This is a genomic window from Klebsiella sp. 64 (assembly GCF_018223915.1).
Lineage (GTDB): Bacteria > Pseudomonadota > Gammaproteobacteria > Enterobacterales > Enterobacteriaceae > Klebsiella > Klebsiella pneumoniae.
In genome coordinates this window covers 160214-182257 of record NZ_JAGRQZ010000018.1, presented here as the reverse complement: position 1 = coordinate 182257, position 22044 = coordinate 160214, and the positions used below count along the sequence as shown (strand labels likewise).

Sequence of the window (22044 nt, the reverse complement as noted above, 5' to 3'; positions counted from 1 at the left end):
GCTATGTTTCATGCTATCAAAATGCGAATGATTATCAAGTTCATTTAGAATGGAGATAATGATTGCTGTGATAGAAGGGAACAATAGCTGGCCGGAAATGAAATACGGGCGTCAGAAAACGAGATCCAGCCCGCTATTAAGAGTAGTACAAGAATGCAACTTTTAAAACCTTTACGTAACATAACAAAAGTGGATGTTGGATCACTATTTTTGCCATTGGTCACAGTTCCTTGCAATAGTGTGCAATTGATCTCGTTTTCTTTAAAGCCGTTGCATAGAATGTGCACGGAAATTTAACCTGCCTCATATTTGGAGCAACTATGGACCGCGTCTTGCATTTTGTCCTCGCGATCGTTGTGGTGGCTATACTGGCCCTGTTGGTCAGCCATGACCGCCAAAAGATCCGTATTCGTTATGTTGTTCAACTGCTTGTCATTGAAGTCCTGCTGGCCTGGTTCTTCCTCAACTCCGATATTGGTCTGGGTTTTGTGAAAGGATTTTCCGAGATGTTTGAAAAACTCCTCGGGTTTGCCAACGAAGGGACAAACTTCGTGTTCGGCGGCATGAACGATAAAGGCCTGGCCTTCTTCTTCCTCAAGGTTTTGTGCCCTATCGTCTTCATTTCGGCTTTGATCGGCATTTTGCAGCATATTCGTATCCTGCCGATTGTCATTCGCGCGATCGGTACCGTCCTGTCGAAAGTTAACGGCATGGGCAAGCTGGAGTCCTTCAACGCCGTGAGCTCGTTGATCCTCGGCCAGTCGGAAAACTTTATCGCGTATAAAGATATTCTCGGCAAAATGTCGCGCAACCGCATGTACACCATGGCGGCGACGGCGATGTCCACCGTGTCCATGTCCATCGTAGGCGCTTACATGACCATGCTGCAGCCAAAGTATGTCGTTGCGGCGCTGGTGCTCAACATGTTCAGCACCTTTATCGTTCTGTCATTAATTAACCCTTACCGCGTGGAAGAGAGCGAAGAAAATCTGCAGATGTCGAATCTGCACGAAGGTCAGAGCTTCTTCGAGATGCTGGGCGAGTATATTCTGGCAGGTTTTAAAGTCGCGATTATCGTGGCGGCGATGTTGATCGGCTTCATCGCGCTGATCTCGGCGCTGAATGCCCTGTTCGCCACCGTGACCGGTTGGTTCGGCTATAGCATTTCCTTCCAGGGTATCCTCGGCTATATCTTCTACCCGGTCGCCTGGGTGATGGGTGTGCCGGCAAGCGAAGCGCTGCAGGTGGGCAGTATTATGGCTACCAAACTGGTCTCCAATGAATTCGTCGCCATGATGGATCTGCAGAAAATTGCCTCGACGCTCTCCCCGCGCGCGGAAGGCATTATCTCTATCTTCCTGGTCTCCTTCGCCAACTTCTCATCTATCGGTATTATTGCCGGGGCGATCAAAGGTCTGAACGAAGAACAGGGCAACGTAGTTTCTCGCTTCGGTCTGAAGCTGGTGTACGGCTCCACGCTGGTTAGCGTGTTGTCCGCCTCGATTGCGGCGCTGGTTCTGTAACAGACGTCAGTCATCTGAGCCGGGCAATGCCCGGCTTTTTTTTGCCCGTCATTCACCCAGCGGCTGTGGTTTACCGATCAGATAACCCTGCAGATAATTCACGCCCAGCTCCAGCAAGCGCGCTTTTTGCGGTTCGCTTTCGACATATTCCGCCACCACGCTCATCTGTTTCGCCCGCGCCATCTCGACAATCGATTTCACCATGATGGCGTCCAGCGGGTCCGTGAGGATGTCGCGGACGAAGCAGCCGTCAATCTTAATGATATCGGCCTGTAAATGTTTCAGACGTTCATAGTTCGCATAGCCGGTGCCAAAGTCATCAATAGCGATGGCGCAGCCAAACGCGCGCAACGCTTCAAGATTTTGCCGACTGGTGTCCGCATTAGAGAAGGCCTGCTCTTCGGTCACCTCAATAGTTATAAGTTCTGGCGAGACGCTATAGCGTTGAAACAGCGCGATAATCTGCCCTGCGCTGTTCTTTTGCATCAGAGTTGCAGGCAGCAGGTTGACCGAGAAGCGCTGGCCGGGATGCTTATGGAGCATACTGAACAAGGTCTCCAGCACCAGCATGTCAAAACGTTGGCTGAGGTTAAACTGCACAATCAGCGGAATGAATCGGTCGGGCATAATGACGCTATCGCCACAGCGCATGCGCGTGAGGATCTCATGATAACCCTCCCCCTCCGGATTCTGAATCGGTTGCGCATAGAGCATCAGCGCGCGATCTTTGAGCACTTGCTTGACGCGCATTAGGAGGCGCACCTGCTCGGTAGTTTGATCCACTACCAGATCCTGCTCCTCGTCCAGCGCCAGCACCCGACGTTCACTGCCCGCCTGTTCGGAAAGCCAGCTTAGCTGGCCCAGCATCTGGTAAAGTCCCTCACCCTGGCCGTCATCGCGGCCCCAGGCCGCGCCAAACTCCAAATCCAGCGGCTGATTGTGCCAGCTGAACTTTTTGTGGTTGAGGACCGCGACCATATGGTTCAAGCGGGACGACGGCTCCGGTCCATCAAGCACGAGGATCAGTTCGCTGCCCGGTACCTGGAAGACTTTATCCGCCGCTCCCAGCAGCGGTTGCAGCGCCCGAATAATCTGCCGTTTACAGTCCACCCCCATCATCAGACCATAATGCCGACTGAGAAAGTCGAGATTATCAATACGCAGGCTGCAGATAGCCTGCTGAGGACAGCTCTGTAAATGGCTCTCCAGCGCGCGCAGGTTAGGCAAGCCGGTCAGCGGATCCTCTTCCGCCTGGCTACGCCAGCGGCGTTTGTTGCGGTCGCTGCGGGCATAGATGTCGGCCATATAAAACAAACAGATAGTAAAGGAGATCAGAACCGACAGCACAAAGGAGAGTGAATACTCGCTTTGCACCCCCTGGAGAAAGTTTTTGTTATATACCACCAGCAAAAAGGCCGAGACAGACCATGAAATCCGCAACAGCGCATGGCCTATTCGACTGATACCGATAAAGTAGACAATAAAAATAACCGGAACTAAATAACCGGCAATAAATTCAGACTGATACGGCGCACACAATAGCGTTAATATCACCGCCAACGCGATAAACCAATATAGGGTAAAGGAGCGATATTGCGGTGCCAGCCACGGTAAACATTCCTGCTGCCAGAAACGTCGGGCGTAGCGCGGACTGATAATCATCCGCATTGGATAATAAAGAAACGTCGTAAAAATTAATGCCGCACTGATTAAACTTTGGATATCTATTACAGTATAAATCAACGGCATACTACCAAAGTAACTGGTAATAGCTAATGGAAACGCAAAATATTGTCCGGCGAGATACATGGTGATTTTCAGGAGCACCGGCGCGAAGAAGCCGCCCCAGAAGATCCGCGCCCCCATATATTTTGCCGTTGGACCGCAGCGCCAGCGCTTCCCCACCAACAGTCGCAGAATAGCGCAGGAGACAAACACGGCGAACAGTTGACAAAAAAGTAAGATAAACGCCTGCGGCAGCGTTAATTTAATGAGAAAACTATTGGTGATGGCAAACGCGAGAATTAATGGCGCAATTGCATAGCGGCCAAAGATAAAAATAACAGAAAACATCACGCTGATTGGCAGCCAGGCAATATAAATAAGATTGCCGTCAATTATCGTTTGCGGTGAAATAAAACGAGCCAGCGGAATAGCGACTAAACAAATGATAAAGGCCAATAGAGTTTTTTTGATATTAATGTTAATTTTATCAAGCATTATTGTTAATTAAAACTCCAGAAACCTCATCACGTTTAATGGGGGAAATGTTATGTTGCTTATTTAGGGCAGGCAAGGCGAATTATCAGGAAAAAGTCTGAAATTACTTTCGATTTTAATTGCTGGAGATTAACTGACGTAACCAGAAAGTGCTTTACATGAAACCCGCTAAAAACAAAAACCCCCGCCGAAGCGAGGGTTCTGAATTTTGGTGGAGCTAAGCGGGATCGAACCGCTGACCTCTTGCATGCCATGCAAGCGCTCTCCCAGCTGAGCTATAGCCCCACAGGACTTCTTTACGAACCAAATCCGCTGGGTGCAGAATTTGGTGGAGCTAAGCGGGATCGAACCGCTGACCTCTTGCATGCCATGCAAGCGCTCTCCCAGCTGAGCTATAGCCCCGTAACGTAAAGCGTGTCGTGTTGACGGGCGGCATAATATGAATTCCTCGCTCAGGTGTCAACGGCAAAATTATCCTTCCCGATTCAATCGCTGAAAAAGCAGGCAACTTGCTGACATTGCGAGCCTTATCGCAGTCAGAAGTTAAACAGGTCACCTTTTCACGTAAAAGGATGCTATAACATGGGCAGCTAATTCCCATACATTTAATCAGGAAATAGTATGCTCAAGGAACGAATGACACCTGAAGAAATTGCCCATCTAACCGGCTACAGTCGGCAAACTATCAATAAGTGGGTGCGGAAAGAAGGCTGGCAAACCTCTCCGCGACCTGGCGTCCAGGGCGGCAAAGCGCGCCTGGTCCATGTCAATGAGCAAGTCAGGGAGTTTATCCGCAGCGCCCAGCGCGTGGCGGAGACGCCCGGCATCTATTCTCCCCATGATAGCGATCTGGAATCGCTGCTGCTGACCCTCAGTAAAGAACTCACCCCCAGCGAGCAGAAGCAGCTTATGTCATTGTTGCTGCGCGAGGGGATCACCGGGTTACTGCTTCGGTTAGGGATCCGCGATCGGTAAACCATGATGAAACTGAAAGATAAAATGACGCCCGCAGAGCTTGCCGACTGCCTGGGGCTGGCCAGACAAACGATCAATCGCTGGGTTCGCGAGAAACAATGGCGCACCGAAGCAATACCCGGCGTTAAAGGGGGGCGAGCGCGACTGGTGGTTATCGACCAACCGGTACGCGAGTTTCTGACCAACATCCCTGCCAGACGCCATCTGCTTACCGACAATCATCTCGCGGAATCGCCAGGTGCATACCTGGTCAATGAGGCAGACGCGATCTGGCGGCAAATCACGGAAACCCTACAGCTGATGACTCCGGCAGAACAGCTGCAGCTCCGCGATCTGCTGGCCCGGGAAGGGATTAGCGGTTTTCTTGCCCGCCTCGGCATCGCCAGTCCGGAATAACAGACAAAAAAAACGGCAGGGTAACCTGCCGTTGTTTCAGCTGCGTCGCCGTCAGGACGCCTGGCCTTCGCGTTCAGCGATAAAAGCCAGCGCTTTATTGATACGATCTACGCTACGGGATTTACCGATAGCATGGACAGTAACGTCTAGCGCAGGAGATTGCCCTGCCCCGGTAACCGCCACGCGCAGCGGCATACCGACTTTACCCATCCCCACCTCCAGCTCATCAGCAGTTGCCTGAATCGCGTGATGGACGTTTTCCGCCGTCCAGTCGCTAATCGCCGCCAGCTTATCGCGAACCACTTCCAGCGGCTGACGCGCCACTGGTCGCAGATGTTTTTTCGCGGCGTCGGCATCGAATTCAGAGAACTCTTCATAGAAGTAGCGGCAGCTCTGGGCCATCTCTTTCAGCGTCTTGCAACGCTCGCCCAGCAGTTTCACCAGCTCAGCCAGCTGCGGGCCGTTGCGAGTGTCGATATTTTCCTGCTCGATATGCCACTGCAGATGCGTTGCCACATACTCCGCCGGCAGGGTATTGATATAGTGATGGTTTAACCACAGCAGTTTATCGGTGTTAAAGGCACTAGCGGATTTGCTCACCGCGCCCAGCGAGAAGAACTCAATCATCTCTTCGCGAGTGAAAATCTCCTGATCGCCATGAGACCAGCCCAGGCGCACCAGATAGTTGAGTAGCGCTTCCGGCAGGTAGCCGTCGTCGCGATACTGCATCACGCTCACTGCGCCGTGGCGCTTGGAAAGTTTTTTACCGTCATCGCCGTTGATCATCGACACGTGCGCATAAACCGGCACCGGCGCATTCAGCGCTTTGAGGATGTTGATCTGGCGCGGCGTGTTGTTGATATGATCTTCGCCGCGGATCACGTGAGTGATCGCCATATCCCAGTCATCTACCACCACGCAGAAGTTATAGGTCGGGGAACCATCGGTACGGCGAATGATCAGATCGTCCAGTTCCTGGTTGCTGAACTCGATAGGTCCGCGGATCTGATCGTCAAAAATAACCGAACCTTCCTGCGGGTTGGCGAAACGCACGACGCACGGCTCATCGTCAGCATGGTGCTCGTGGCTATGGCGGCAGCGGCCATCGTAACGCGGCTTCTCACCCTTCGCCATCTGCTCTTCGCGCAGCGCTTCCAGACGTTCTTTCGAGCAATAGCATTTGTAAGCGGTACCGGCTTCCAGCATCTCATCGATTACGTTGTTATAACGCTCGAAACGTTTGGTCTGGAAATAGGGGCCTTCGTCCCATTGCAGATTCAGCCAGTTCATGCCATCCATGATGGCTTCAATTGCTTCCGGGGTGGAGCGTTCGAGATCGGTGTCTTCAATACGCAGCACAAACTCACCGCCGTGGTTACGGGCAAAAAGCCAGGAATAGAGAGCAGTACGCGCACCGCCAACGTGCAGATAGCCGGTTGGGCTTGGCGCGAAGCGAGTTTTGATTTTCATGAATTGGCCTTACGTTTAATAAAGATGCCGATAGCCGGCAATGTCCGGTGGAAATTATGGGTCAATATTCTAACACCGTGGGCTGATTCCTCAATGTTGTTCCCATCGGAACGTCACGGTTTGCCATTTTTGTTTATAAATCATGCTATGGCGCCGGTTTCGCGATCGCTTTGTTTAATTTTACGACGAACGAACGAATTCTTTAGAAAAGGCGTTGACTCATTTTCAACTCTCCCTATAATGCGACTCCACACAGCGGGGGTGATTAGCTCAGCTGGGAGAGCACCTCCCTTACAAGGAGGGGGTCGGCGGTTCGATCCCGTCATCACCCACCACTACTTAACGTAGTATCCGCCGTGTAGAACAGAAAATTGAGAAGTGGGTGATTAGCTCAGCTGGGAGAGCACCTCCCTTACAAGGAGGGGGTCGGCGGTTCGATCCCGTCATCACCCACCACTTTCTCGCCAGCTGGATTTTCTGTCAAAATGTTAAGTACCGAAGTGGGTGATTAGCTCAGCTGGGAGAGCACCTCCCTTACAAGGAGGGGGTCGGCGGTTCGATCCCGTCATCACCCACCACTTCGGGTCGTTAGCTCAGTTGGTAGAGCAGTTGACTTTTAATCAATTGGTCGCAGGTTCGAATCCTGCACGACCCACCAATGTAAAAAGGCGCCCTAAAGGCGCCTTTTTGCTTTGCGCCGAACTCAACGATTCGACAAAATTGTCGGGAACAATTTTGAACAACGCGGCAGCGTTGGCCCGCAGGGCGAGTCTCAGGATGAGACGAGTTTCTCTGCAGCAGGTTCGGGTCGAACGTAGTGAGACAACGGAGCCGCTTGCGGCGACGGCCCGAAGGGCGAGGCGAAGCCGAGTCATCCTGCACGACCCACCAATGTAAAAAGGCGCCCTAAAGGCGCCTTTTTGCTATGCGCGGAACATGGCCCTGCCACGAGTCCCTCCGCAGCAATCCCCTCTGTCAGCGCTGATATAGCGGATCTTCAACCCTGGCGGCGGTTAAATTCTCCCCTTCTTCACGCACAATTTCCCATAACGCCTGAGCGGCGGTCGACAGCGAGCGATTTTTCCTGCATGCCAGCATCAGCTGCCGCTCCATCACCGGAGTCAGCCGTTTCACCGTCAGATGGCTCCCCTGCGGTAACGGTAGCGCCAGCGCCGGCAGAACGCTGATGCCAATTCCCGATTCTACCATCGGAAACAGCGTTGCCGGGTGGCCAATCTCCTGGACGATGTTCGCCCGGATAGCCAGCCTGCTGAGGGCCGCATCGATCAGCGGGCGGCTGCCGGACGCATAATCCTGCAGGATTAGCCTTTCATCCTGCAGCGCCAGCCACGGCACTTCTGTCAGGCTGGCAAAAGGATGATCCTCCCGGCAGAGCAGCAAAAATGGTTCCGCCAGAACCACTTCACACTGAAGGTCTGCCGCCGGGCCCGGATCAATCACGATGCCAAAATCCACTTCCCCCTGGCGGATACTCTCCAGCACCCACTGCTGGGGCCGATCGTGCAGCACAAAATCGATATCGGGATAACGACGATTGCTGTGAGCAATACACTGCGGAATAAGGTGGGCGGAAATCGTCTGACTGGCGGCGACCTTGACGGTGCCGCTCAGTTGCTGGCCAACCCGCCCGGCGTCGCGCAGGGTAATCGTCAACTCATCGAGCAAACGTTCCAGCCTGCCCGCCAGCTGCTGGCCCGCCTCGGTGAGCACCACTTCGCGAGTAGTACGGTCGAGCAGACGGACGCCGGTCTGATGCTCCAGCTCCTTGACGCTATGGCTGACGGCCGACTGACTTAAGCCAATCATCTCCCCTGCCCGGCTGAAGCTTCTGGCCCGGGCGACGGTGACAAATACTTTTAACTGACGCAGAGAGTAATTCATCTTTTTTATTCATGAATAGATGCAATAAATCAATTTTATTTCTCAAATGAAAAAAAGCACAATAGCGCATCTCTTTTCAGGAGCGTTTATGAAACTTTTCCGTATTCTCGATCCGTTTACGGCCACGCTAATCACCGTTGTCCTGCTGGCCTCATTCTTCCCGGCCCGTGGCGCTTTCGTCCCCTTCTTTGAACATCTGACCACCGCCGCCATCGCGCTACTGTTCTTTATGCATGGCGCTAAACTCTCCCGGGAGGCGATTATCGCCGGCGGCAGCCACTGGCGTTTGCATCTCTGGGTGATGTGTAGCACCTTTATTCTCTTCCCGCTACTCGGGGTTCTGTTTGCCTGGTGGGCGCCGGTGAATGTCGATCCGATGCTCTACAGCGGCTTTATCTATCTGTGCATTCTGCCGGCCACCGTGCAATCCGCTATCGCCTTTACTTCGCTGGCCGGGGGCAACGTCGCGGCTGCGGTTTGCTCAGCCTCGGCCTCCAGCCTGCTGGGGATCTTTGTTTCCCCGCTACTGGTGGGGGTCCTGATGAACCTTCACGGCGCAGGCGGCAGTCTGGAGCAGGTCGGTAAAATTATGCTGCAGCTGCTGCTGCCTTTCGTGCTCGGTCACTTATCGCGGCCGTGGATTGGCGACTGGGTGGCGAAGCATAAGAAGTGGATTGGTAAGACCGACCAGACCTCGATTCTGCTGGTGGTTTACTCCGCCTTTAGCGAGGCGGTGGTGAATGGCATCTGGCATAAAGTCGGTCTGGGATCGCTGCTGTTTATCGTGGTGGTCAGCCTGGTGCTGCTGGCCATCGTCATCGCGGTCAACGTCTTTGTCGCCCGCCGCTGCGGCTTTAACAAAGCCGATGAGATTACCATCGTCTTCTGCGGTTCGAAAAAGAGCCTGGCCAACGGCATTCCGATGGCCAATATTCTCTTCCCGACCTCCATCCTCGGCATCATGGTGCTGCCGTTGATGATCTTCCACCAAATCCAGCTGATGGTCTGCGCGGTGCTGGCGCGGCGCTACAAGCAGCAAACCGATGCGCGTCTCGCTGAGGAAAAGGCCAACGCGGCCAAAGCCTAACGCGCTTTCTTCAGGGGCTGGACCAGATCGCTCAGCCCCTCAGTTTTAATCAGCAGGGTCAACGCCATCAGCTCGCCAAGATGCCCGGCAGGGAATTGATCCTTACGCGCGAACCACAATAAATACTCTTCCGGGACATCGATTAAGCGACGTCCCTTGTATTTACCGAACGGCATTTCGGTATTGGCTATCTCGACCAGCTGCGCTTTATCCACGTTATTCTCCCAGCAGACGCATCATTTCGGCTTCGTCAATCACCTCGATGCCCAGCTCCTGCGCTTTCGCCAGCTTAGAACCCGCCGCTTCGCCGGCAATCACCAGGTCGGTTTTCTTCGACACGCTGCCTGCCACCTTCGCCCCCAGCGCCACCAGACGCGCTTTGGCGTCATCGCGCGACAGCTGGCTGAGGCTGCCGGTCAGGACCACGGTTTTGCCTGCAAACGGGCTATCAATCTCTTCCGCCTTCACCACCACCGGCGCTGGCCAGCGAACCCCCTCCGCCAGCAGTTGCGCAATGACATCGCGGTTGCTCTCTTCGGCAAAGAAGTTGAAGGTATGGGTAGCGACTACGATGCCGACATCAGGGACTTTCTGTAGCTCCTCAATGGAAGCCTGCTCCAGGGCTTCGAGAGTGCCGAAATGCGCCGCCAGGCCCGCCGCCGTCGCTTCTCCTACCTCGCGAATACCTAAGGCGTAGAGGAAGCGTGCGAAGGTCGTCTCTTTGGCTTTCTCGAGGGCGTTGACTACGTTTTGCGCGGACTTCGGCCCCATCCGATCCAGCCCGGTCAGTTTCCCCGCCGTCAGCCGGAACAGATCCGCCGGGGTATGGACGTACTCTTTCTCCACCAGCTGGTCGATGATCTTGTCGCCCATGCCGTCAACGTCGAGCGCGCGACGGGAGACGAAGTGCTTGAGCGACTCTTTGCGCTGCGCGCCGCAGATCAGGCCGCCCGTACAGCGGGCTACCGCCTCGCCTTCCACCCGTTCAACGTCTGACTGACATACAGGACAGTGGGTCGGGAAGACGACATCCCGGGCATCCGCCGGACGCTCGGAAAGCACCACGTTAACCACCTGCGGGATCACATCGCCTGCCCGGCGAATCACCACCTTGTCGCCGATTTTCAAGCCTAAGCGTTCAATTTCATCGGCATTATGCAGGGTGGCATTGCTCACCAACACGCCGGCAACATGGACCGGCTCCAGACGCGCCACCGGCGTAATCGCCCCGGTGCGGCCCACCTGGAACTCCACGTCCCGGACGAAGGTCATCTGCTCCTGTGCCGGGAACTTAAAGGCCACGGCCCAGCGCGGCGCGCGGGCGACGAAACCCAGCTGTTCCTGCAGCGCCAGCGAATCGACTTTGATCACCACGCCATCAATGTCAAAGCCCAGGTGGGGACGCTCTTCCTCGACTTTACGATAGTAAGTAAGCACTTCCTCGGGGGTGTGGCACAGGGTGACGCGATCGCTCACCGGCAGCCCCCATGCTTTGAACTGCAGCAACCGAGCCGAGTGGCTGGCCGGCAGCTCGCCGCCCTCCAGCACGCCCACGCCGTAGCAGAAGAAAGTAAGCGGTCGCTTCGCAGTGATGCGCGGATCGAGCTGGCGCAGCGAACCCGCTGCCGCATTACGCGGGTTAGCAAACACTTTCCCGCCGGTGCGGCGAGCTTCCTCATTGATTTTTTCAAACCCGGCCTGCGGGAGGAACACTTCCCCACGTACCTCAAGGCGTGCAGGAATATTCTCGCCATGCAGCTTGAGGGGGATGGCGCGAATAGTTCGCACGTTAGAGGTAATATCTTCGCCGGTGGTGCCGTCGCCGCGGGTTGCCGCCTGCACCAACACGCCGTTTTCGTAGAGAATGCTCACCGCGAGGCCGTCGAGCTTAAGCTCGCAGCAGTAGGTAAGATGATCTGTGCTTTTCAGGCGATCCTGTACCCGCTTGTTGAAGGCGAGAAAGCTCTCTTCGTCAAACACGTTATCCAGCGACAGCATCGGCACTTCATGGCGGATCTGGCTAAAGGCGGTGAGTGGCGCCGCCCCCACCCTCTGTGTTGGCGAATCCGGGGTAATCAGCTCCGGGTGCTGGCTCTCCAGCTCGCGCAGCTTGCGCATCAGGCGGTCATATTCCGCATCCGGCACTTCCGGCGCGTCCATAACGTGGTACAGATATTCATGATGGCGAAGCGTGGTTCGCAGTTCAGTCAGTTGTTGTTCGATTGGTTCCATATCACACCATCAATGATAAAAAACCCCCGACAGGCGGGGGTTGAGAAAGGATTGAGTTAACGCGGAACGTCAGGCGTTCGCGTCTTTCACTTCGCGAATACGATCCTGGTATTCACGCAGTTTTTGCGGCGTCATCATGCGACGCTGATCGTCAAGCACCACGCCGCCCACTTCGTCAGCGATATACTGCGCAGACTGCAGCATCAGCTTGAAGTTCTGCAGTTCATCGCCGTAGGAAGGGACCTGCATAAAGATAGTCACCCCAGGGGTCATCATATCCGCCATGCTGTCCGGATTGAAGGTTCCCGGTTTCACCATGTTGGCCAGACTGAACAACACCGGACCGCTGCCGTCCGGACTTAGGTGGCGGTGGAAAATATTCATTTCACCAAACTTAAAGCCGGCCTGCTGGATACTGTTGATCAGCACTTCACCGTTAAGCTGGGCGCCATGATGCGCGGCGACGTTCATCACAATGACCGTCTCTTTGCGCTCTTTCGGCTGCGGCGCGGCGGGCTGCTGCGGCTCTACCGGCTGCGGTTCCGCGACGGCGGGCTGCGATGCGGCAACAGGCTGTGGCGCAGGCTGCTGCGGGGCGGCTGGCTGCGGCTGAGCGACGGTCGGCGTCACCGGTTGCGGCGCGACAGGCTGCTGCACAACAGGCTGCGGCTGGTGTTGCGGTTGTACGGGCGGCTGCGCAGGTTGCGGCTGTTGCCAGCCAGGCTGCGGAGCCGCATGCGGCGCAGGCTGTTGCTGCGGTGGAACCGGGGCCTGGCGCGGCGGCTGCGGCGGCTGGCGAACCGGTTCTTCAGGACGCGCAGGCTGCTGCATCTGGCGCTCGTAAGGCGGCTGGTACTGGTGCTGCGGCGCCTGACGAGGGGCTTCATGCTCCCCATGCGCGCCGTGCGGGGCGTGAGTCACCGGATGAACGCGGACTTCTCCTACGCCTTCAACATTATCATCAAAGTCGTCGTTTTCCGACTCATCGTCGCGCGACTTCATACGTTTCAGTGGGCGATCGCGAAACATCGAAGAACGTTCTTTACGGCTGGTCCAGAAACCATGTACCAGTAAAGCGATTATGGCGATCGCGCCAACAATGATTAATATCAGACGCAAATCCTGCATCATTATATTCTCTGTTGTTCTAACACCTTGCCACCACGGCAAACATTTACTCACTAAGAGTATTTGCCGATTACCTCAAGTGCAAGTGCGTCGGTCGCTTTCACCACATAAAGATGAACTAAATCGTGCTTTTTGCTGTTTTTTCGAACATTTCCTAACTGGTTATTGTCTGACGACCCGATAAAATAAGCGAGCATTCACACCGGATGTTAAAAAAGGAGCAATGCCTGGCTATGGTTTCATCATCCGCACCGACCCCGCGCAGCGGCGTTTATTATTTTTCGCAGGGCTGGAAACTCATCGGGCTGCCGGGCATACGGCGTTATGTCTTCCTGCCTTTACTGGTTAACGTGCTGCTGATGGGCGCTGCCTTCTGGTGGCTGTTTACCCGTCTCGGCAGCTGGATCCCCTCGCTGATGAGCCATGTGCCGGACTGGCTGCAGTGGCTAAACTACCTGCTGTGGCCGGTGGTAGTGCTCTCAATCCTGCTGGTGTTTGGCTACTTCTTTTCGACGATCGCCAACTGGATAGCCGCGCCGTTCAGCGGCCTGCTGGCGGAACAGCTGGAAGCGCGCCTGACCGGCGCTACCCCGCCGGACGTCGGCGTCTTTGGCATCATGAAAGATATTCCGCGGATTATGAAGCGTGAGTGGCAGAAGCTGGCCTGGTATCTGCCGCGCGCCATCGTGCTGTTGCTGCTCTACTTTATTCCCGGCGTTGGCCAGACGGTAGCCCCAGTACTCTGGTTCCTGTTCAGCGCATGGATGCTGGCGATTCAATACTGTGATTATCCCTTTGATAATCACAAGGTTCCCTTCAAAACCATGCGCGAAGCGCTGCGCAGTCGCAAAGTGATGAATATGCAGTTTGGGGCGCTCACCAGCCTGTTCACAATGATCCCGGTGTTAAACCTGGTGATCCTTCCGGTGGCTATCTGCGGCGCCACCGCCATGTGGGTCGATTGCTATCGCGATAGACACGCCAGCTGGAAATAGCGGTAACACCTTCACTTGGGGGCGGCAAAGGCCGCTCCCTTATATCGCGCTTATTCCTTCTTGCTTATCATTATTTCCCTTCCGCATATAGATATGCTAAATCCTTACTTCCGCATATTCTTTAAGCGGGTATGCTGATGCCGTACCCCCAAATTTCATACAGTTAAGGACGGGCCATGAGTAAGATTTTTGAAGACAACTCCCTGACTATCGGTCATACGCCGCTGGTACGACTGAACCGCATCGGTAATGGCCGTATCCTGGCAAAGGTAGAATCTCGTAACCCGAGCTTTAGCGTAAAATGCCGTATCGGCGCCAATATGATCTGGGATGCTGAAAAGCGCGGCGTTCTGAAACCTGGCGTGGAACTGGTCGAGCCGACCAGCGGCAACACCGGTATCGCCCTCGCCTACGTGGCGGCGGCCCGCGGCTACAAACTGACGCTAACCATGCCGGAAACCATGAGCATCGAGCGTCGTAAGCTGCTGAAAGCCCTGGGCGCCAACCTGGTGCTGACCGAAGGCGCCAAAGGCATGAAAGGCGCTATCCAGAAAGCGGAAGAGATTGTCGCCAGCAACCCGGAACAATTCCTGCTGCTGCAGCAGTTCAGCAACCCGGCTAACCCGGAAATCCACGAGAAGACTACCGGCCCGGAAATCTGGGAAGATACCGATGGTCAGGTGGATGTGTTTATCTCCGGCGTAGGTACCGGCGGAACGCTGACCGGCGTCAGCCGCTATATCAAAAACACCAAAGGTAAAAAAGATCTGATCACCGTCGCCGTTGAACCGACCGATTCCCCGGTGATCGCCCAGGCGCTGGCGGGGGAAGAGCTCAAGCCGGGTCCGCACAAAATTCAGGGTATCGGCGCCGGCTTCATTCCTGGCAACCTGGATCTGAAGCTGGTCGACAAAGTGATCGGCATTACCAACGAGGAAGCTATCTCCACGGCGCGCCGCCTGATGGAAGAAGAAGGCATCCTGGCGGGTATCTCTTCCGGGGCCGCCGTTGCCGCCGCGCTGAAGCTGCAGGAAGATGAGGCCTTTACCAATAAGAATATTGTGGTTATCCTGCCTTCCTCAGGTGAGCGTTATTTAAGCACCGCGCTGTTCGCCGATCTCTTCACTGAGAAAGAGCTGCAACAGTAGTGCCAGCTTGTAAATAATGTGTAAAAAAGCACCTTTTCAGGTGCTTTTTTGTGGCACACGTCAAAGTTTTACCCCTCCTGGCATTGATTCACCTCGTAGGGTCTGGTATTTAACCAGCACATTTATTTTGATGCGCGAAATTATTCAGAAGAGGATTTCCGCCAGCTGAATCGATTTTATGATTTGGTTCAAGTCTTCCTTTCGCGGCATAATGTTTAATGACGTGCTAGACGTCAATGGCCCGCAGGTCTTCGCAGCGCCAGGCGCTGCCGACGCCAAGGCCGGAAACGTAACGCCGGCGCTAACAATACAGGCTAAAGTCGAGTCGTTAGACTAGACTTTAGGTCCACAACACTAAACCTATAAGTTGGGGAAATATAATGTTCCAGCAAGAAGTTACCATTACCGCTCCGAACGGTCTGCACACCCGCCCTGCTGCTCAGTTTGTTAAAGAAGCTAAAGGCTTCACTTCTGAGATCACTGTAACCTCCAACGGCAAAAGCGCCAGCGCCAAAAGCCTGTTCAAACTGCAGACTCTGGGCCTGACCCAGGGCACCGTAGTGACCCTCTCCGCTGAAGGCGAAGATGAGCAGAAAGCTGTTGAGCATCTGGTTAAACTGATGGCTGAACTCGAGTAAGTTCACGGGTTCTTTTTCATATCAGTCACAAGTAAGGTAGGGTTATGATTTCAGGCATTTTAGCATCCCCGGGTATCGCCTTCGGCAAAGCATTGCTGCTGAAGGAAGATGAAATTGTCATCGACCGGAAGAAAATTTCTGCCGATAAGGTTGATCAGGAAGTCGAACGTTTCCTGAGCGGCCGCGCCAAGGCCTCCGCCCAGCTGGAGGTCATCAAAACCAAAGCTGGTGAAACTTTCGGTGAAGAAAAAGAAGCCATCTTCGAAGGGCATATTATGCTGCTGGAAGATGAGGAGCTTGAGCAGGAAATCATAGCCCTGATTAAAGATAAGCACATGACTGCCGACGCGGCAGCCAATGAAGTTATCGACGGTCAGGCCACTGCCCTGGAAGAGCTGGATGATGAATACCTGAAAGAACGTGCGGCTGACGTACGTGATATCGGTAAGCGCCTGCTGCGCAACATCCTTGGTCTGGCAATCATCGATCTGAGTGCGATTCAGGATGAAGTCATCCTCGTCGCCGCCGATCTGACCCCGTCTGAAACCGCACAGCTGAACCTGAAAAAAGTGCTGGGTTTCATCACCGATGCGGGCGGTCGTACCTCCCACACCTCTATCATGGCGCGTTCCCTGGAATTGCCGGCCATCGTGGGCACCGGCAGCATCACGGCGCAGGTGAAGAACGGCGACTATCTGATTCTCGACGCGGTGAACAACCAGGTTCTGATCAACCCGTCTAACGAGCAAATTGAAGCGCTGCGTAGTCTGCAGGCTCAGGTTGCGGAAGAAAAAGCCGAACTGGCGAAACTGAAAGATCTGCCGGCGATTACCCTCGACGGCCATCAGGTTGAAGTCTGCGCCAACATTGGTACCGTTCGCGATGTCGAAGGTGCTGAGCGCAACGGCGCCGAAGGCGTAGGCCTGTATCGTACCGAATTCCTGTTCATGGACCGTGACGCGCTGCCAACTGAAGAAGAACAGTTTGCGGCTTATAAAGCGGTGGCTGAGGCCTGTGGCTCTCAGGCCGTTATCGTCCGTACCATGGATATCGGCGGCGACAAAGAGCTGCCGTACATGAACTTCCCGAAAGAAGAGAACCCGTTCCTCGGCTGGCGTGCCGTGCGTATTGCGATGGATCGTAAAGAGATCCTGCGCGACCAGGTTCGCGCCATCCTGCGTGCCTCCGCTTTCGGTAAGCTGCGCATTATGTTCCCGATGATCATCTCTGTTGAAGAAGTGCGTGCGCTGAAGAAAGAGATCGAAATCTACAAACAGGAACTGCGTGACGAAGGTAAAGCATTTGACGAATCCATTGAGATCGGCGTGATGGTGGAAACACCGGCTGCGGCGACTATTGCTCGTCATCTTGCCAAAGAAGTTGATTTCTTTAGTATCGGCACCAATGATTTAACGCAATATACTCTGGCAGTTGACCGTGGTAATGATATGATTTCACATCTTTACCAGCCGATGTCACCGTCTGTACTGAATCTGATTAAGCAAGTTATTGATGCTTCTCACGCTGAAGGTAAATGGACTGGCATGTGCGGTGAGCTTGCGGGCGATGAACGTGCTACACTTCTGTTGCTGGGTATGGGGCTGGACGAATTCTCTATGAGCGCCATTTCCATCCCGCGCATCAAGAAGATTATTCGTAATACGAACTTCGAAGATGCGAAAGTATTAGCAGAGCAGGCTCTTGCTCAACCGACAACGGACGAGTTAATGACGCTGGTTAACAAGTTCATTGAAGAAAAAACAATCTGCTAATCCACGAGATGCGCGGCCCAAATTACTGCTTAGGAGAAGATCATGGGTTTGTTTGATAAATTGAAATCTCTGGTTTCTGATGACAAGAAAGACACCGGAACTATTGAGATTGTTGCTCCCCTCTCCGGTGAGATCGTCAACATTGAAGACGTGCCGGATGTGGTTTTTGCGGAAAAAATTGTGGGCGATGGGATTGCCATCAAACCGACTGGCAACAAAATGGTCGCGCCGGTAGACGGTACCATTGGTAAAATTTTCGAAACCAACCACGCGTTCTCTATTGAATCTGATAGCGGCATCGAGTTGTTCGTTCACTTCGGTATTGATACCGTTGAACTGAAAGGCGAAGGCTTCAAGCGTATCGCGGAAGAAGGTCAGCGCGTGAAAGTCGGCGATCCGGTTATCGAATTTGATCTGCCGCTGCTGGAAGAGAAAGCCAAGTCGACTCTGACGCCGGTGGTTATCTCCAACATGGACGAGATCAAAGAGCTGATCAAACTGTCCGGTAGCGTGACCGTGGGTGAAACCCCGGTAATCCGCATCAAGAAGTAATGCTTGCTGCATAAAAATGGCGCCGAAAGGCGCCATTTTTTTATACCGCGCAAGTTACCGGTCGATAGCACTTCTCGCGGGACAAGACGCGCAATCCCTCCGGGGTGCTCTCCAGAATTCGCCGCTCGCTGTCAGCGACCAGCAGTTCGCACTGATATCCACCGGCCAGGCCGAACAGCGACCGCGCCACGCAGGCATCCTCCAGCGCCGCCTCACCTGTCGTATCAAAATGACCAACAATGCGTCCCTGCTGGCGGATCACTAACCGATAGCTTTTCATCTGCTTTGCTCCAGCGGCGGTAGGATCAATTCGTCACACCCCTGGGCGGCAGTCCAGTTCATCACCTCCAGCACGCGCTGGGCAGCAGCCTGCGTCGCTGCCCCCAGCGCCAGGCCGGAAAGCAACCCGCTCACCAGCTCCGCGCAGAACAGATCGCCGGTTCCTTTTAAGTCTGTCTCCACCCGCGGGTGAACCACCACTTCCACTGCATCGGCCGTCACCACCAGCACATTGATCGTCGAATCGGCCTCTCCCGGCGCGCTGGTGATCACCACCCATTTGAGGGTGTCCGACAGCAGGCTTCGCGCCGCGGCGACCGCCTCCTGCCGATCGCGACAGCGCTGGCCGCTCAGCGTCTCCAGTTCGAACAGATTGGGGGTGATCCCTTGCGCCAGCGGCAGCAGGTGCTGACGATAGGCGTCCGGGATCTCAGCCTTGACATAGATGCCGCTGTCGACATCGCCGATGACCGGATCCACGAGAATGCACAACCCGGGATGGCGGGCCCGTACGCGCGTCAGCCACTGCGCCAGGCGTTCGATTTGCACTGCGCTGCCCATATAGCCGGTGGTGACCGCACGCAGTTCGCGCAGCGCGTCGCGCTCCTCCAGCGCCTGCAGATACCCGACAAACCACTCTTCCGGAATAATGCCGCCATAGAACGTCTCATAATGGGGCGTATTACTGAACAGCACCGTCGGCACCGCCAGCACGCGCAGACCATGCTGTTTAATCGCCGGAACCGCGATGCTGTTGCCGACGCTGCCATAGACTACCTGCGACTGCACGGCGACGATATCCACTTCCGACGCCCGGCTTTTGTCGTGAAAGAGCACTGATTGTATATCATCCTGCTGGCCCATCTTTTCTCCCCCCGCTGGACAGCGGGTCACGCACTGATTATGATTCGTCCTATGCTAAATTCCATTTTGTCATAGGTCAATAATGTTAGCCGGAAAAACCGCCAGCGAAATCTTCGATAACATCCGCCATCTGGTGCAGAGCGGCGGGTTGCAGCCCGGAGAGGTTCTGCCGCCGGTACGTGAACTCGCCAGCCAGCTTGCAGTGAATCGCAACACTGTCGCCGCCGCCTATAAACGGCTGGTGACCTCCGGGCTGGCCGTCAGTCAGGGACGCAACGGTACAGCCATTAAAGCGCGGGACACACTGCCGGCGCTGGAGGGAGGTGACCCAACGACCCCGCTGAACGATATCTCCAGCGGCAATCCGGATCCAGCCAGACTGCCTGATTTACCCCGCTATCTGGGCCAGATTGCCCGCACGCCCCGCCTGTATGGCGATGCGCCCATCGAGCCGCGGCTTGGCCAATGGGCCGAGGCGTGGTTTGCCAGAGAGATAGCCGTTCCCTTTGCGGTGAATCTCGCCAGCGGGGCGATAGACGCCCTGGAGCGCCTGCTGTGCGCTCTGCTGCTCCCCGGCGACGGCGTTGTGGTGGAAGATCCCTGTTTTCTCAGCAGCATCAATATGGTGCGTTACGCCGGTTTTACCCCCTGCCCGGTGGCGGTGGATGCCGAAGGGATGGATCCTGACGGCCTGGAGGAGGCGTTACGCAACGGCGCACGGGCGGTGATCTTAACCCCGCGCGCGCATAATCCTACCGGCTGTAGCCTGACGGAAACCCGGGCGCATGCCCTGCGGGAGGTGCTAGCCCGCTATCCGCAGGTACTGGCGATTGTTGATGACCATTTTGCCCTGCTGTCGGCCACGCCATGGCACTCCCCTCTTCCTGCAAGCACCCAACGCTGGGCGCTGGTGCGCTCGATGTCAAAAACCCTCGGACCAGACCTGCGGCTGGCCTTTATCGCCAGCGATGCCGCTACTTCAGCGGCGCTGCGCCTGCGGCTTAACGCCGGCAGCCAGTGGGTCAGCCATCTGCTGCAGGACCTGACGCTGGCCTGCCTGACCGACGAGGCGTTTATCGCCTCGATGACGGAGACTCGTCGTCACTATCGCCAGCAGAATGAGAAACTGGCGGCGGCGCTGGCCCGGCACGGCTTCAGCCATGCTACGCCAGGGGATGGCCTCAATTTCTGGCTGCCGCTGCCAGCGGCGAGCCAGCCCTACGCCTTACGCCTGGCCCGCGCCGGCTGGCTGGTCCGGGAGGGAGAGGTGTTTGGCATCCGTACGCCCTCCCACGGGCTACGCCTGTCGCTGGGCCGTCTGAGTGACGCTGAGATTTCCCGCCTGGCGGCCGATATTGCGCAGGCCTTAGACGCCCCCTGACGCAGGCAGTCCACCGAACGTATCGGGGAGTGATGGCAGCTGCCGACAAATTAATGAAAAATAAACGACAACAGGCTAGTCTTTCCTGCATGCCCTGATCGCCGAGGCGGACAAATCGCTCACAACAAGGAGCACCAGAGATGCATCACCCTGACCCGGCACTGAAAGCGGTCATTGAAGCCTGCGATCGCGCTATCTCGCAGGAAGATTACGATACCCTGATGAGTTATTACGCAGAAGACGCCGCGCTGGTCGTCAAACCGGGCATGGTGGTCAGAGGGAAAGAGAATATCCGCAAAGCCTTTATCGCCATTGCCGACTATTTCCAGCACCGACTGGTGGTGACTCAGGGGAAAATGGAGGTTATTGAAGGCGGCGGCAATGCGCTGGTGATTATGGAGACCTGGCTGGATATCCCGACGGCGGACGGGATATCCCAGGTTACGCGACGCGCCACCTATGTCTTTCAGAAGCAGGGCGAACGCTGGCTGTGCACCGTCGATAACTCCTACGGCACCGACCTGCTTGATGATTAAATGCCCGCCCCCTGGCTAAAGTGTTCTTCGCCGAACACGCCGGTGGAAAGGTAACGATCGCCGCGATCGCAGACAATCGCCACCACCACCGCGCCAGGATTTTCGCGGGCTATGCGTAACGCGCCCGCTACCGCGCCGCCCGAACTGACGCCGCAGAAAATGCCTTCCCGCACCGCCAGCTGACGCATGGTGTTCTCGGCATCCTGCTGATGAATATCCAGCACCGTATCCACCAGCGAAGCGTTAAAGATCCCCGGCATATACTCTGCCGGCCAGCGGCGGATCCCGGGAATACTGCTCCCCTCCTCCGGCTGCAGGCCAACAATGGTCACCGGTTTACTCTGTTCACGCAGAAAACGTGACACGCCGGTAATGGTGCCGGTGGTCCCCATACTGGAGACAAAGTGGGTGATACGCCCCGCGGTCTGCTGCCAGATTTCCGGGCCGGTGGTGGTGTAGTGGGCGTAGGGGTTATCCGGGTTGTTAAACTGATCGAGCAGTTTGCCTTCTCCGCGCTGGGCCATTTCCAGAGCCAGGTCGCGGGCCCCCTCCATCCCTTGCTCTTTGCTGACCAGGATAAGCTCGGCGCCGTAAGCGCGCATCGCGGCCCGACGCTCCTGGCTCATGTTGTCGGGCATCAGCAGCTTCATCCGGTAGCCTTTCAGCGCGGCGATCATCGCCAGCGCAATACCGGTGTTGCCGCTGGTCGCTTCGATCAGCACGTCGCCGGGCTGAATTTCGCCGCGCTTTTCCGCTTCGACGATCATCGACAGCGCGGCGCGATCTTTCACCGAGCCGGCCGGATTATTGCCTTCGAGTTTGACCCACACTTCGCTGCCGTTGTCCGGTCCCAGACGCTGAAGTTTGACCAGAGGGGTATTGCCGATGGTTTGTTCGAGTGTATTCACGATTTTTACTCAATAAAAAAGCCGGGCGGCGCTTCGCT

General features: G+C 55.5%; 20 protein-coding genes, 6 tRNA genes and 1 other RNA gene. 16 read left to right on the top strand and 11 right to left on the bottom strand.

Features of this window, described 5'->3' with window-relative positions:
- Nucleotides 1-320 precede the first annotated feature (320 nt).
- On the top strand, nt 321-1523 hold the full coding sequence (gene nupC / locus KHQ23_RS14255; RefSeq protein WP_002913423.1) for a nucleoside permease NupC: 1203 nt from the start codon (nt 321-323) through the stop codon (nt 1521-1523).
- A gap of 48 nt (nt 1524-1571) precedes the next feature.
- Here the strand turns inward: nupC and KHQ23_RS14250 are convergent, their stop codons facing one another.
- The 3 genes from KHQ23_RS14250 to KHQ23_RS14240 form a co-directional block, all read right to left on the bottom strand.
- On the bottom strand, nt 1572-3743 hold the full coding sequence (locus KHQ23_RS14250; RefSeq protein WP_073553385.1) for an EAL domain-containing protein: 2172 nt from the start codon (nt 3741-3743) through the stop codon (nt 1572-1574).
- A gap of 209 nt (nt 3744-3952) precedes the next feature.
- Nucleotides 3953-4028: transfer RNA gene (locus KHQ23_RS14245), tRNA-Ala, on the bottom strand.
- Between the two features lie 41 nt (nt 4029-4069).
- Nucleotides 4070-4145: transfer RNA gene (locus KHQ23_RS14240), tRNA-Ala, on the bottom strand.
- A 219-nt stretch (nt 4146-4364) separates the two neighbouring features.
- Here KHQ23_RS14240 and KHQ23_RS14235 point away from each other — a divergent pair.
- Both KHQ23_RS14235 and KHQ23_RS14230 read left to right on the top strand, forming a co-directional pair.
- Entirely contained in the window at nt 4365-4718 is a 354-nt protein-coding gene (locus tag KHQ23_RS14235) for a YfeC-like transcriptional regulator (protein WP_002913434.1), read from the top strand.
- 3 nt (nt 4719-4721) lie between these two features.
- Entirely contained in the window at nt 4722-5114 is a 393-nt protein-coding gene (locus tag KHQ23_RS14230; RefSeq protein WP_002913435.1) for a YfeC-like transcriptional regulator, read from the top strand.
- 51 nt (nt 5115-5165) lie between these two features.
- On the opposite strand, the gene gltX is transcribed toward KHQ23_RS14230, so the two are convergent.
- Nucleotides 5166-6584 (bottom strand): glutamate--tRNA ligase, encoded by a 1419-nt coding sequence (gene gltX, locus KHQ23_RS14225; RefSeq protein ID WP_032421614.1) that lies wholly within the window; start codon nt 6582-6584, stop codon nt 5166-5168.
- A gap of 259 nt (nt 6585-6843) precedes the next feature.
- On the opposite strand from gltX, the gene KHQ23_RS14220 reads away from it, so the two are divergent.
- The 5 genes from KHQ23_RS14220 (at nt 6844) to KHQ23_RS14200 (ending at nt 7475) form a co-directional block, all read left to right on the top strand.
- A tRNA-Val gene (locus tag KHQ23_RS14220) sits at nt 6844-6919 on the top strand.
- A gap of 45 nt (nt 6920-6964) precedes the next feature.
- Nucleotides 6965-7040, top strand: a tRNA-Val gene (locus KHQ23_RS14215).
- Nucleotides 7041-7086: 46 nt separating this feature from the next.
- Nucleotides 7087-7162, top strand: a tRNA-Val gene (locus KHQ23_RS14210).
- Between the two features lie 4 nt (nt 7163-7166).
- Nucleotides 7167-7242 (top strand) — tRNA-Lys (locus KHQ23_RS14205).
- A gap of 95 nt (nt 7243-7337) precedes the next feature.
- Nucleotides 7338-7475, top strand: a non-coding RNA gene (locus tag KHQ23_RS14200) — RtT sRNA.
- Nucleotides 7476-7559: 84 nt separating this feature from the next.
- Here the strand turns inward: KHQ23_RS14200 and KHQ23_RS14195 are convergent.
- Nucleotides 7560-8486, bottom strand: coding sequence for a LysR family transcriptional regulator (locus KHQ23_RS14195; RefSeq protein ID WP_009486215.1), 927 nt, complete (start codon nt 8484-8486; stop codon nt 7560-7562).
- A gap of 88 nt (nt 8487-8574) precedes the next feature.
- Here KHQ23_RS14195 and KHQ23_RS14190 point away from each other — a divergent pair, with 88 nt between their 5' ends.
- Nucleotides 8575-9573, top strand: coding sequence for a bile acid:sodium symporter family protein (locus KHQ23_RS14190; protein WP_002913439.1), 999 nt, complete (start codon nt 8575-8577; stop codon nt 9571-9573).
- Here the strand turns inward: KHQ23_RS14190 and KHQ23_RS14185 are convergent.
- From KHQ23_RS14185 to zipA, 3 genes are all read right to left on the bottom strand, one after another.
- Nucleotides 9570-9788 carry a DUF3820 family protein gene (locus tag KHQ23_RS14185; protein WP_002913440.1) on the bottom strand — a complete coding sequence of 73 codons (219 nt, stop codon included), beginning with the start codon at nt 9786-9788 and terminating at the stop codon, nt 9570-9572. The genes KHQ23_RS14190 and KHQ23_RS14185 overlap by 4 nt on opposite strands.
- Nucleotide 9789: 1 nt before the next feature.
- A complete protein-coding gene (gene ligA / locus KHQ23_RS14180) occupies nt 9790-11805 on the bottom strand; it encodes an NAD-dependent DNA ligase LigA (RefSeq protein ID WP_004180820.1) in 2016 nt (671 codons plus the stop codon).
- A gap of 69 nt (nt 11806-11874) precedes the next feature.
- The gene (gene zipA, locus KHQ23_RS14175; protein WP_020317234.1) at nt 11875-12936 is read right to left on the bottom strand and encodes a cell division protein ZipA; all 1062 of its coding nucleotides are present in this window, start codon (nt 12934-12936) and stop codon (nt 11875-11877) included.
- Between the two features lie 230 nt (nt 12937-13166).
- Here zipA and cysZ point away from each other — a divergent pair, with 230 nt between their 5' ends.
- From cysZ to crr, 5 genes are all read left to right on the top strand, one after another.
- Nucleotides 13167-13928: a sulfate transporter CysZ gene (gene cysZ / locus KHQ23_RS14170; protein WP_004174922.1), complete on the top strand. Its 762-nt coding sequence runs from the start codon at nt 13167-13169 to the stop codon at nt 13926-13928.
- A gap of 176 nt (nt 13929-14104) precedes the next feature.
- Complete coding sequence (gene cysK / locus KHQ23_RS14165; RefSeq protein ID WP_002913498.1) at nt 14105-15076, top strand: cysteine synthase A; 972 nt, start codon at nt 14105-14107, stop codon at nt 15074-15076.
- 380 nt (nt 15077-15456) lie between these two features.
- The gene (ptsH, locus tag KHQ23_RS14160; RefSeq protein WP_002913505.1) at nt 15457-15714 is read left to right on the top strand and encodes a phosphocarrier protein Hpr; all 258 of its coding nucleotides are present in this window, start codon (nt 15457-15459) and stop codon (nt 15712-15714) included.
- Between the two features lie 44 nt (nt 15715-15758).
- Nucleotides 15759-17486 (top strand): phosphoenolpyruvate-protein phosphotransferase PtsI, encoded by a 1728-nt coding sequence (ptsI, locus tag KHQ23_RS14155; protein ID WP_002913506.1) that lies wholly within the window; start codon nt 15759-15761, stop codon nt 17484-17486.
- A 42-nt stretch (nt 17487-17528) separates the two neighbouring features.
- Nucleotides 17529-18038 carry a PTS glucose transporter subunit IIA gene (gene crr / locus KHQ23_RS14150; protein WP_000522253.1) on the top strand — a complete coding sequence of 170 codons (510 nt, stop codon included), beginning with the start codon at nt 17529-17531 and terminating at the stop codon, nt 18036-18038.
- A 40-nt stretch (nt 18039-18078) separates the two neighbouring features.
- On the opposite strand, the gene KHQ23_RS14145 is transcribed toward crr, so the two are convergent.
- Nucleotides 18079-18318: a hypothetical protein gene (locus KHQ23_RS14145; protein WP_002913605.1), complete on the bottom strand. Its 240-nt coding sequence runs from the start codon at nt 18316-18318 to the stop codon at nt 18079-18081.
- A complete protein-coding gene (pdxK, locus tag KHQ23_RS14140; RefSeq protein ID WP_004174917.1) occupies nt 18315-19181 on the bottom strand; it encodes a pyridoxine/pyridoxal/pyridoxamine kinase in 867 nt (288 codons plus the stop codon). Before pdxK ends, KHQ23_RS14145 begins: the two co-directional genes overlap by 4 nt.
- An 82-nt stretch (nt 19182-19263) precedes the next feature.
- Between pdxK and ptsJ the strand changes: the two genes are divergently transcribed.
- Entirely contained in the window at nt 19264-20562 is a 1299-nt protein-coding gene (gene ptsJ / locus KHQ23_RS14135) for a transcriptional regulator PtsJ (protein WP_002913617.1), read from the top strand.
- 140 nt (nt 20563-20702) lie between these two features.
- Entirely contained in the window at nt 20703-21098 is a 396-nt protein-coding gene (locus KHQ23_RS14130) for an SgcJ/EcaC family oxidoreductase (protein ID WP_023280394.1), read from the top strand.
- Here KHQ23_RS14130 and cysM read toward each other — a convergent pair.
- Nucleotides 21095-22006: a cysteine synthase CysM gene (gene cysM, locus KHQ23_RS14125; RefSeq protein ID WP_004145610.1), complete on the bottom strand. Its 912-nt coding sequence runs from the start codon at nt 22004-22006 to the stop codon at nt 21095-21097. The two genes, KHQ23_RS14130 and cysM, sit on opposite strands and share 4 nt — an antisense overlap.
- Nucleotides 22007-22044: the final 38 nt, after the last annotated feature.

What these genes read in the sequence shown, in the direction of transcription:
- nupC (WP_002913423.1), top strand. Translation starts at nt 321, where the DNA reads ATGGACCGCGTCTTGCATTTTGTCCTCGCGATCGTTGTGGTGGCTATA.
- KHQ23_RS14250 (WP_073553385.1), bottom strand. Translation starts at nt 3,743, where the DNA reads ATGCTTGATAAAATTAACATTAATATCAAAAAAACTCTATTGGCCTTT.
- KHQ23_RS14235 (WP_002913434.1), top strand. Translation starts at nt 4,365, where the DNA reads ATGCTCAAGGAACGAATGACACCTGAAGAAATTGCCCATCTAACCGGC.
- KHQ23_RS14230 (WP_002913435.1), top strand. Translation starts at nt 4,722, where the DNA reads ATGATGAAACTGAAAGATAAAATGACGCCCGCAGAGCTTGCCGACTGC.
- gltX (WP_032421614.1), bottom strand. Translation starts at nt 6,584, where the DNA reads ATGAAAATCAAAACTCGCTTCGCGCCAAGCCCAACCGGCTATCTGCAC.
- KHQ23_RS14195 (WP_009486215.1), bottom strand. Translation starts at nt 8,486, where the DNA reads ATGAATTACTCTCTGCGTCAGTTAAAAGTATTTGTCACCGTCGCCCGG.
- KHQ23_RS14190 (WP_002913439.1), top strand. Translation starts at nt 8,575, where the DNA reads ATGAAACTTTTCCGTATTCTCGATCCGTTTACGGCCACGCTAATCACC.
- ligA (WP_004180820.1), bottom strand. Translation starts at nt 11,805, where the DNA reads ATGGAACCAATCGAACAACAACTGACTGAACTGCGAACCACGCTTCGC.
- zipA (WP_020317234.1), bottom strand. Translation starts at nt 12,936, where the DNA reads ATGATGCAGGATTTGCGTCTGATATTAATCATTGTTGGCGCGATCGCC.
- cysZ (WP_004174922.1), top strand. Translation starts at nt 13,167, where the DNA reads ATGGTTTCATCATCCGCACCGACCCCGCGCAGCGGCGTTTATTATTTT.
- cysK (WP_002913498.1), top strand. Translation starts at nt 14,105, where the DNA reads ATGAGTAAGATTTTTGAAGACAACTCCCTGACTATCGGTCATACGCCG.
- ptsH (WP_002913505.1), top strand. Translation starts at nt 15,457, where the DNA reads ATGTTCCAGCAAGAAGTTACCATTACCGCTCCGAACGGTCTGCACACC.
- ptsI (WP_002913506.1), top strand. Translation starts at nt 15,759, where the DNA reads ATGATTTCAGGCATTTTAGCATCCCCGGGTATCGCCTTCGGCAAAGCA.
- crr (WP_000522253.1), top strand. Translation starts at nt 17,529, where the DNA reads ATGGGTTTGTTTGATAAATTGAAATCTCTGGTTTCTGATGACAAGAAA.
- KHQ23_RS14145 (WP_002913605.1), bottom strand. Translation starts at nt 18,318, where the DNA reads ATGAAAAGCTATCGGTTAGTGATCCGCCAGCAGGGACGCATTGTTGGT.
- pdxK (WP_004174917.1), bottom strand. Translation starts at nt 19,181, where the DNA reads ATGGGCCAGCAGGATGATATACAATCAGTGCTCTTTCACGACAAAAGC.
- ptsJ (WP_002913617.1), top strand. Translation starts at nt 19,264, where the DNA reads ATGTTAGCCGGAAAAACCGCCAGCGAAATCTTCGATAACATCCGCCAT.
- KHQ23_RS14130 (WP_023280394.1), top strand. Translation starts at nt 20,703, where the DNA reads ATGCATCACCCTGACCCGGCACTGAAAGCGGTCATTGAAGCCTGCGAT.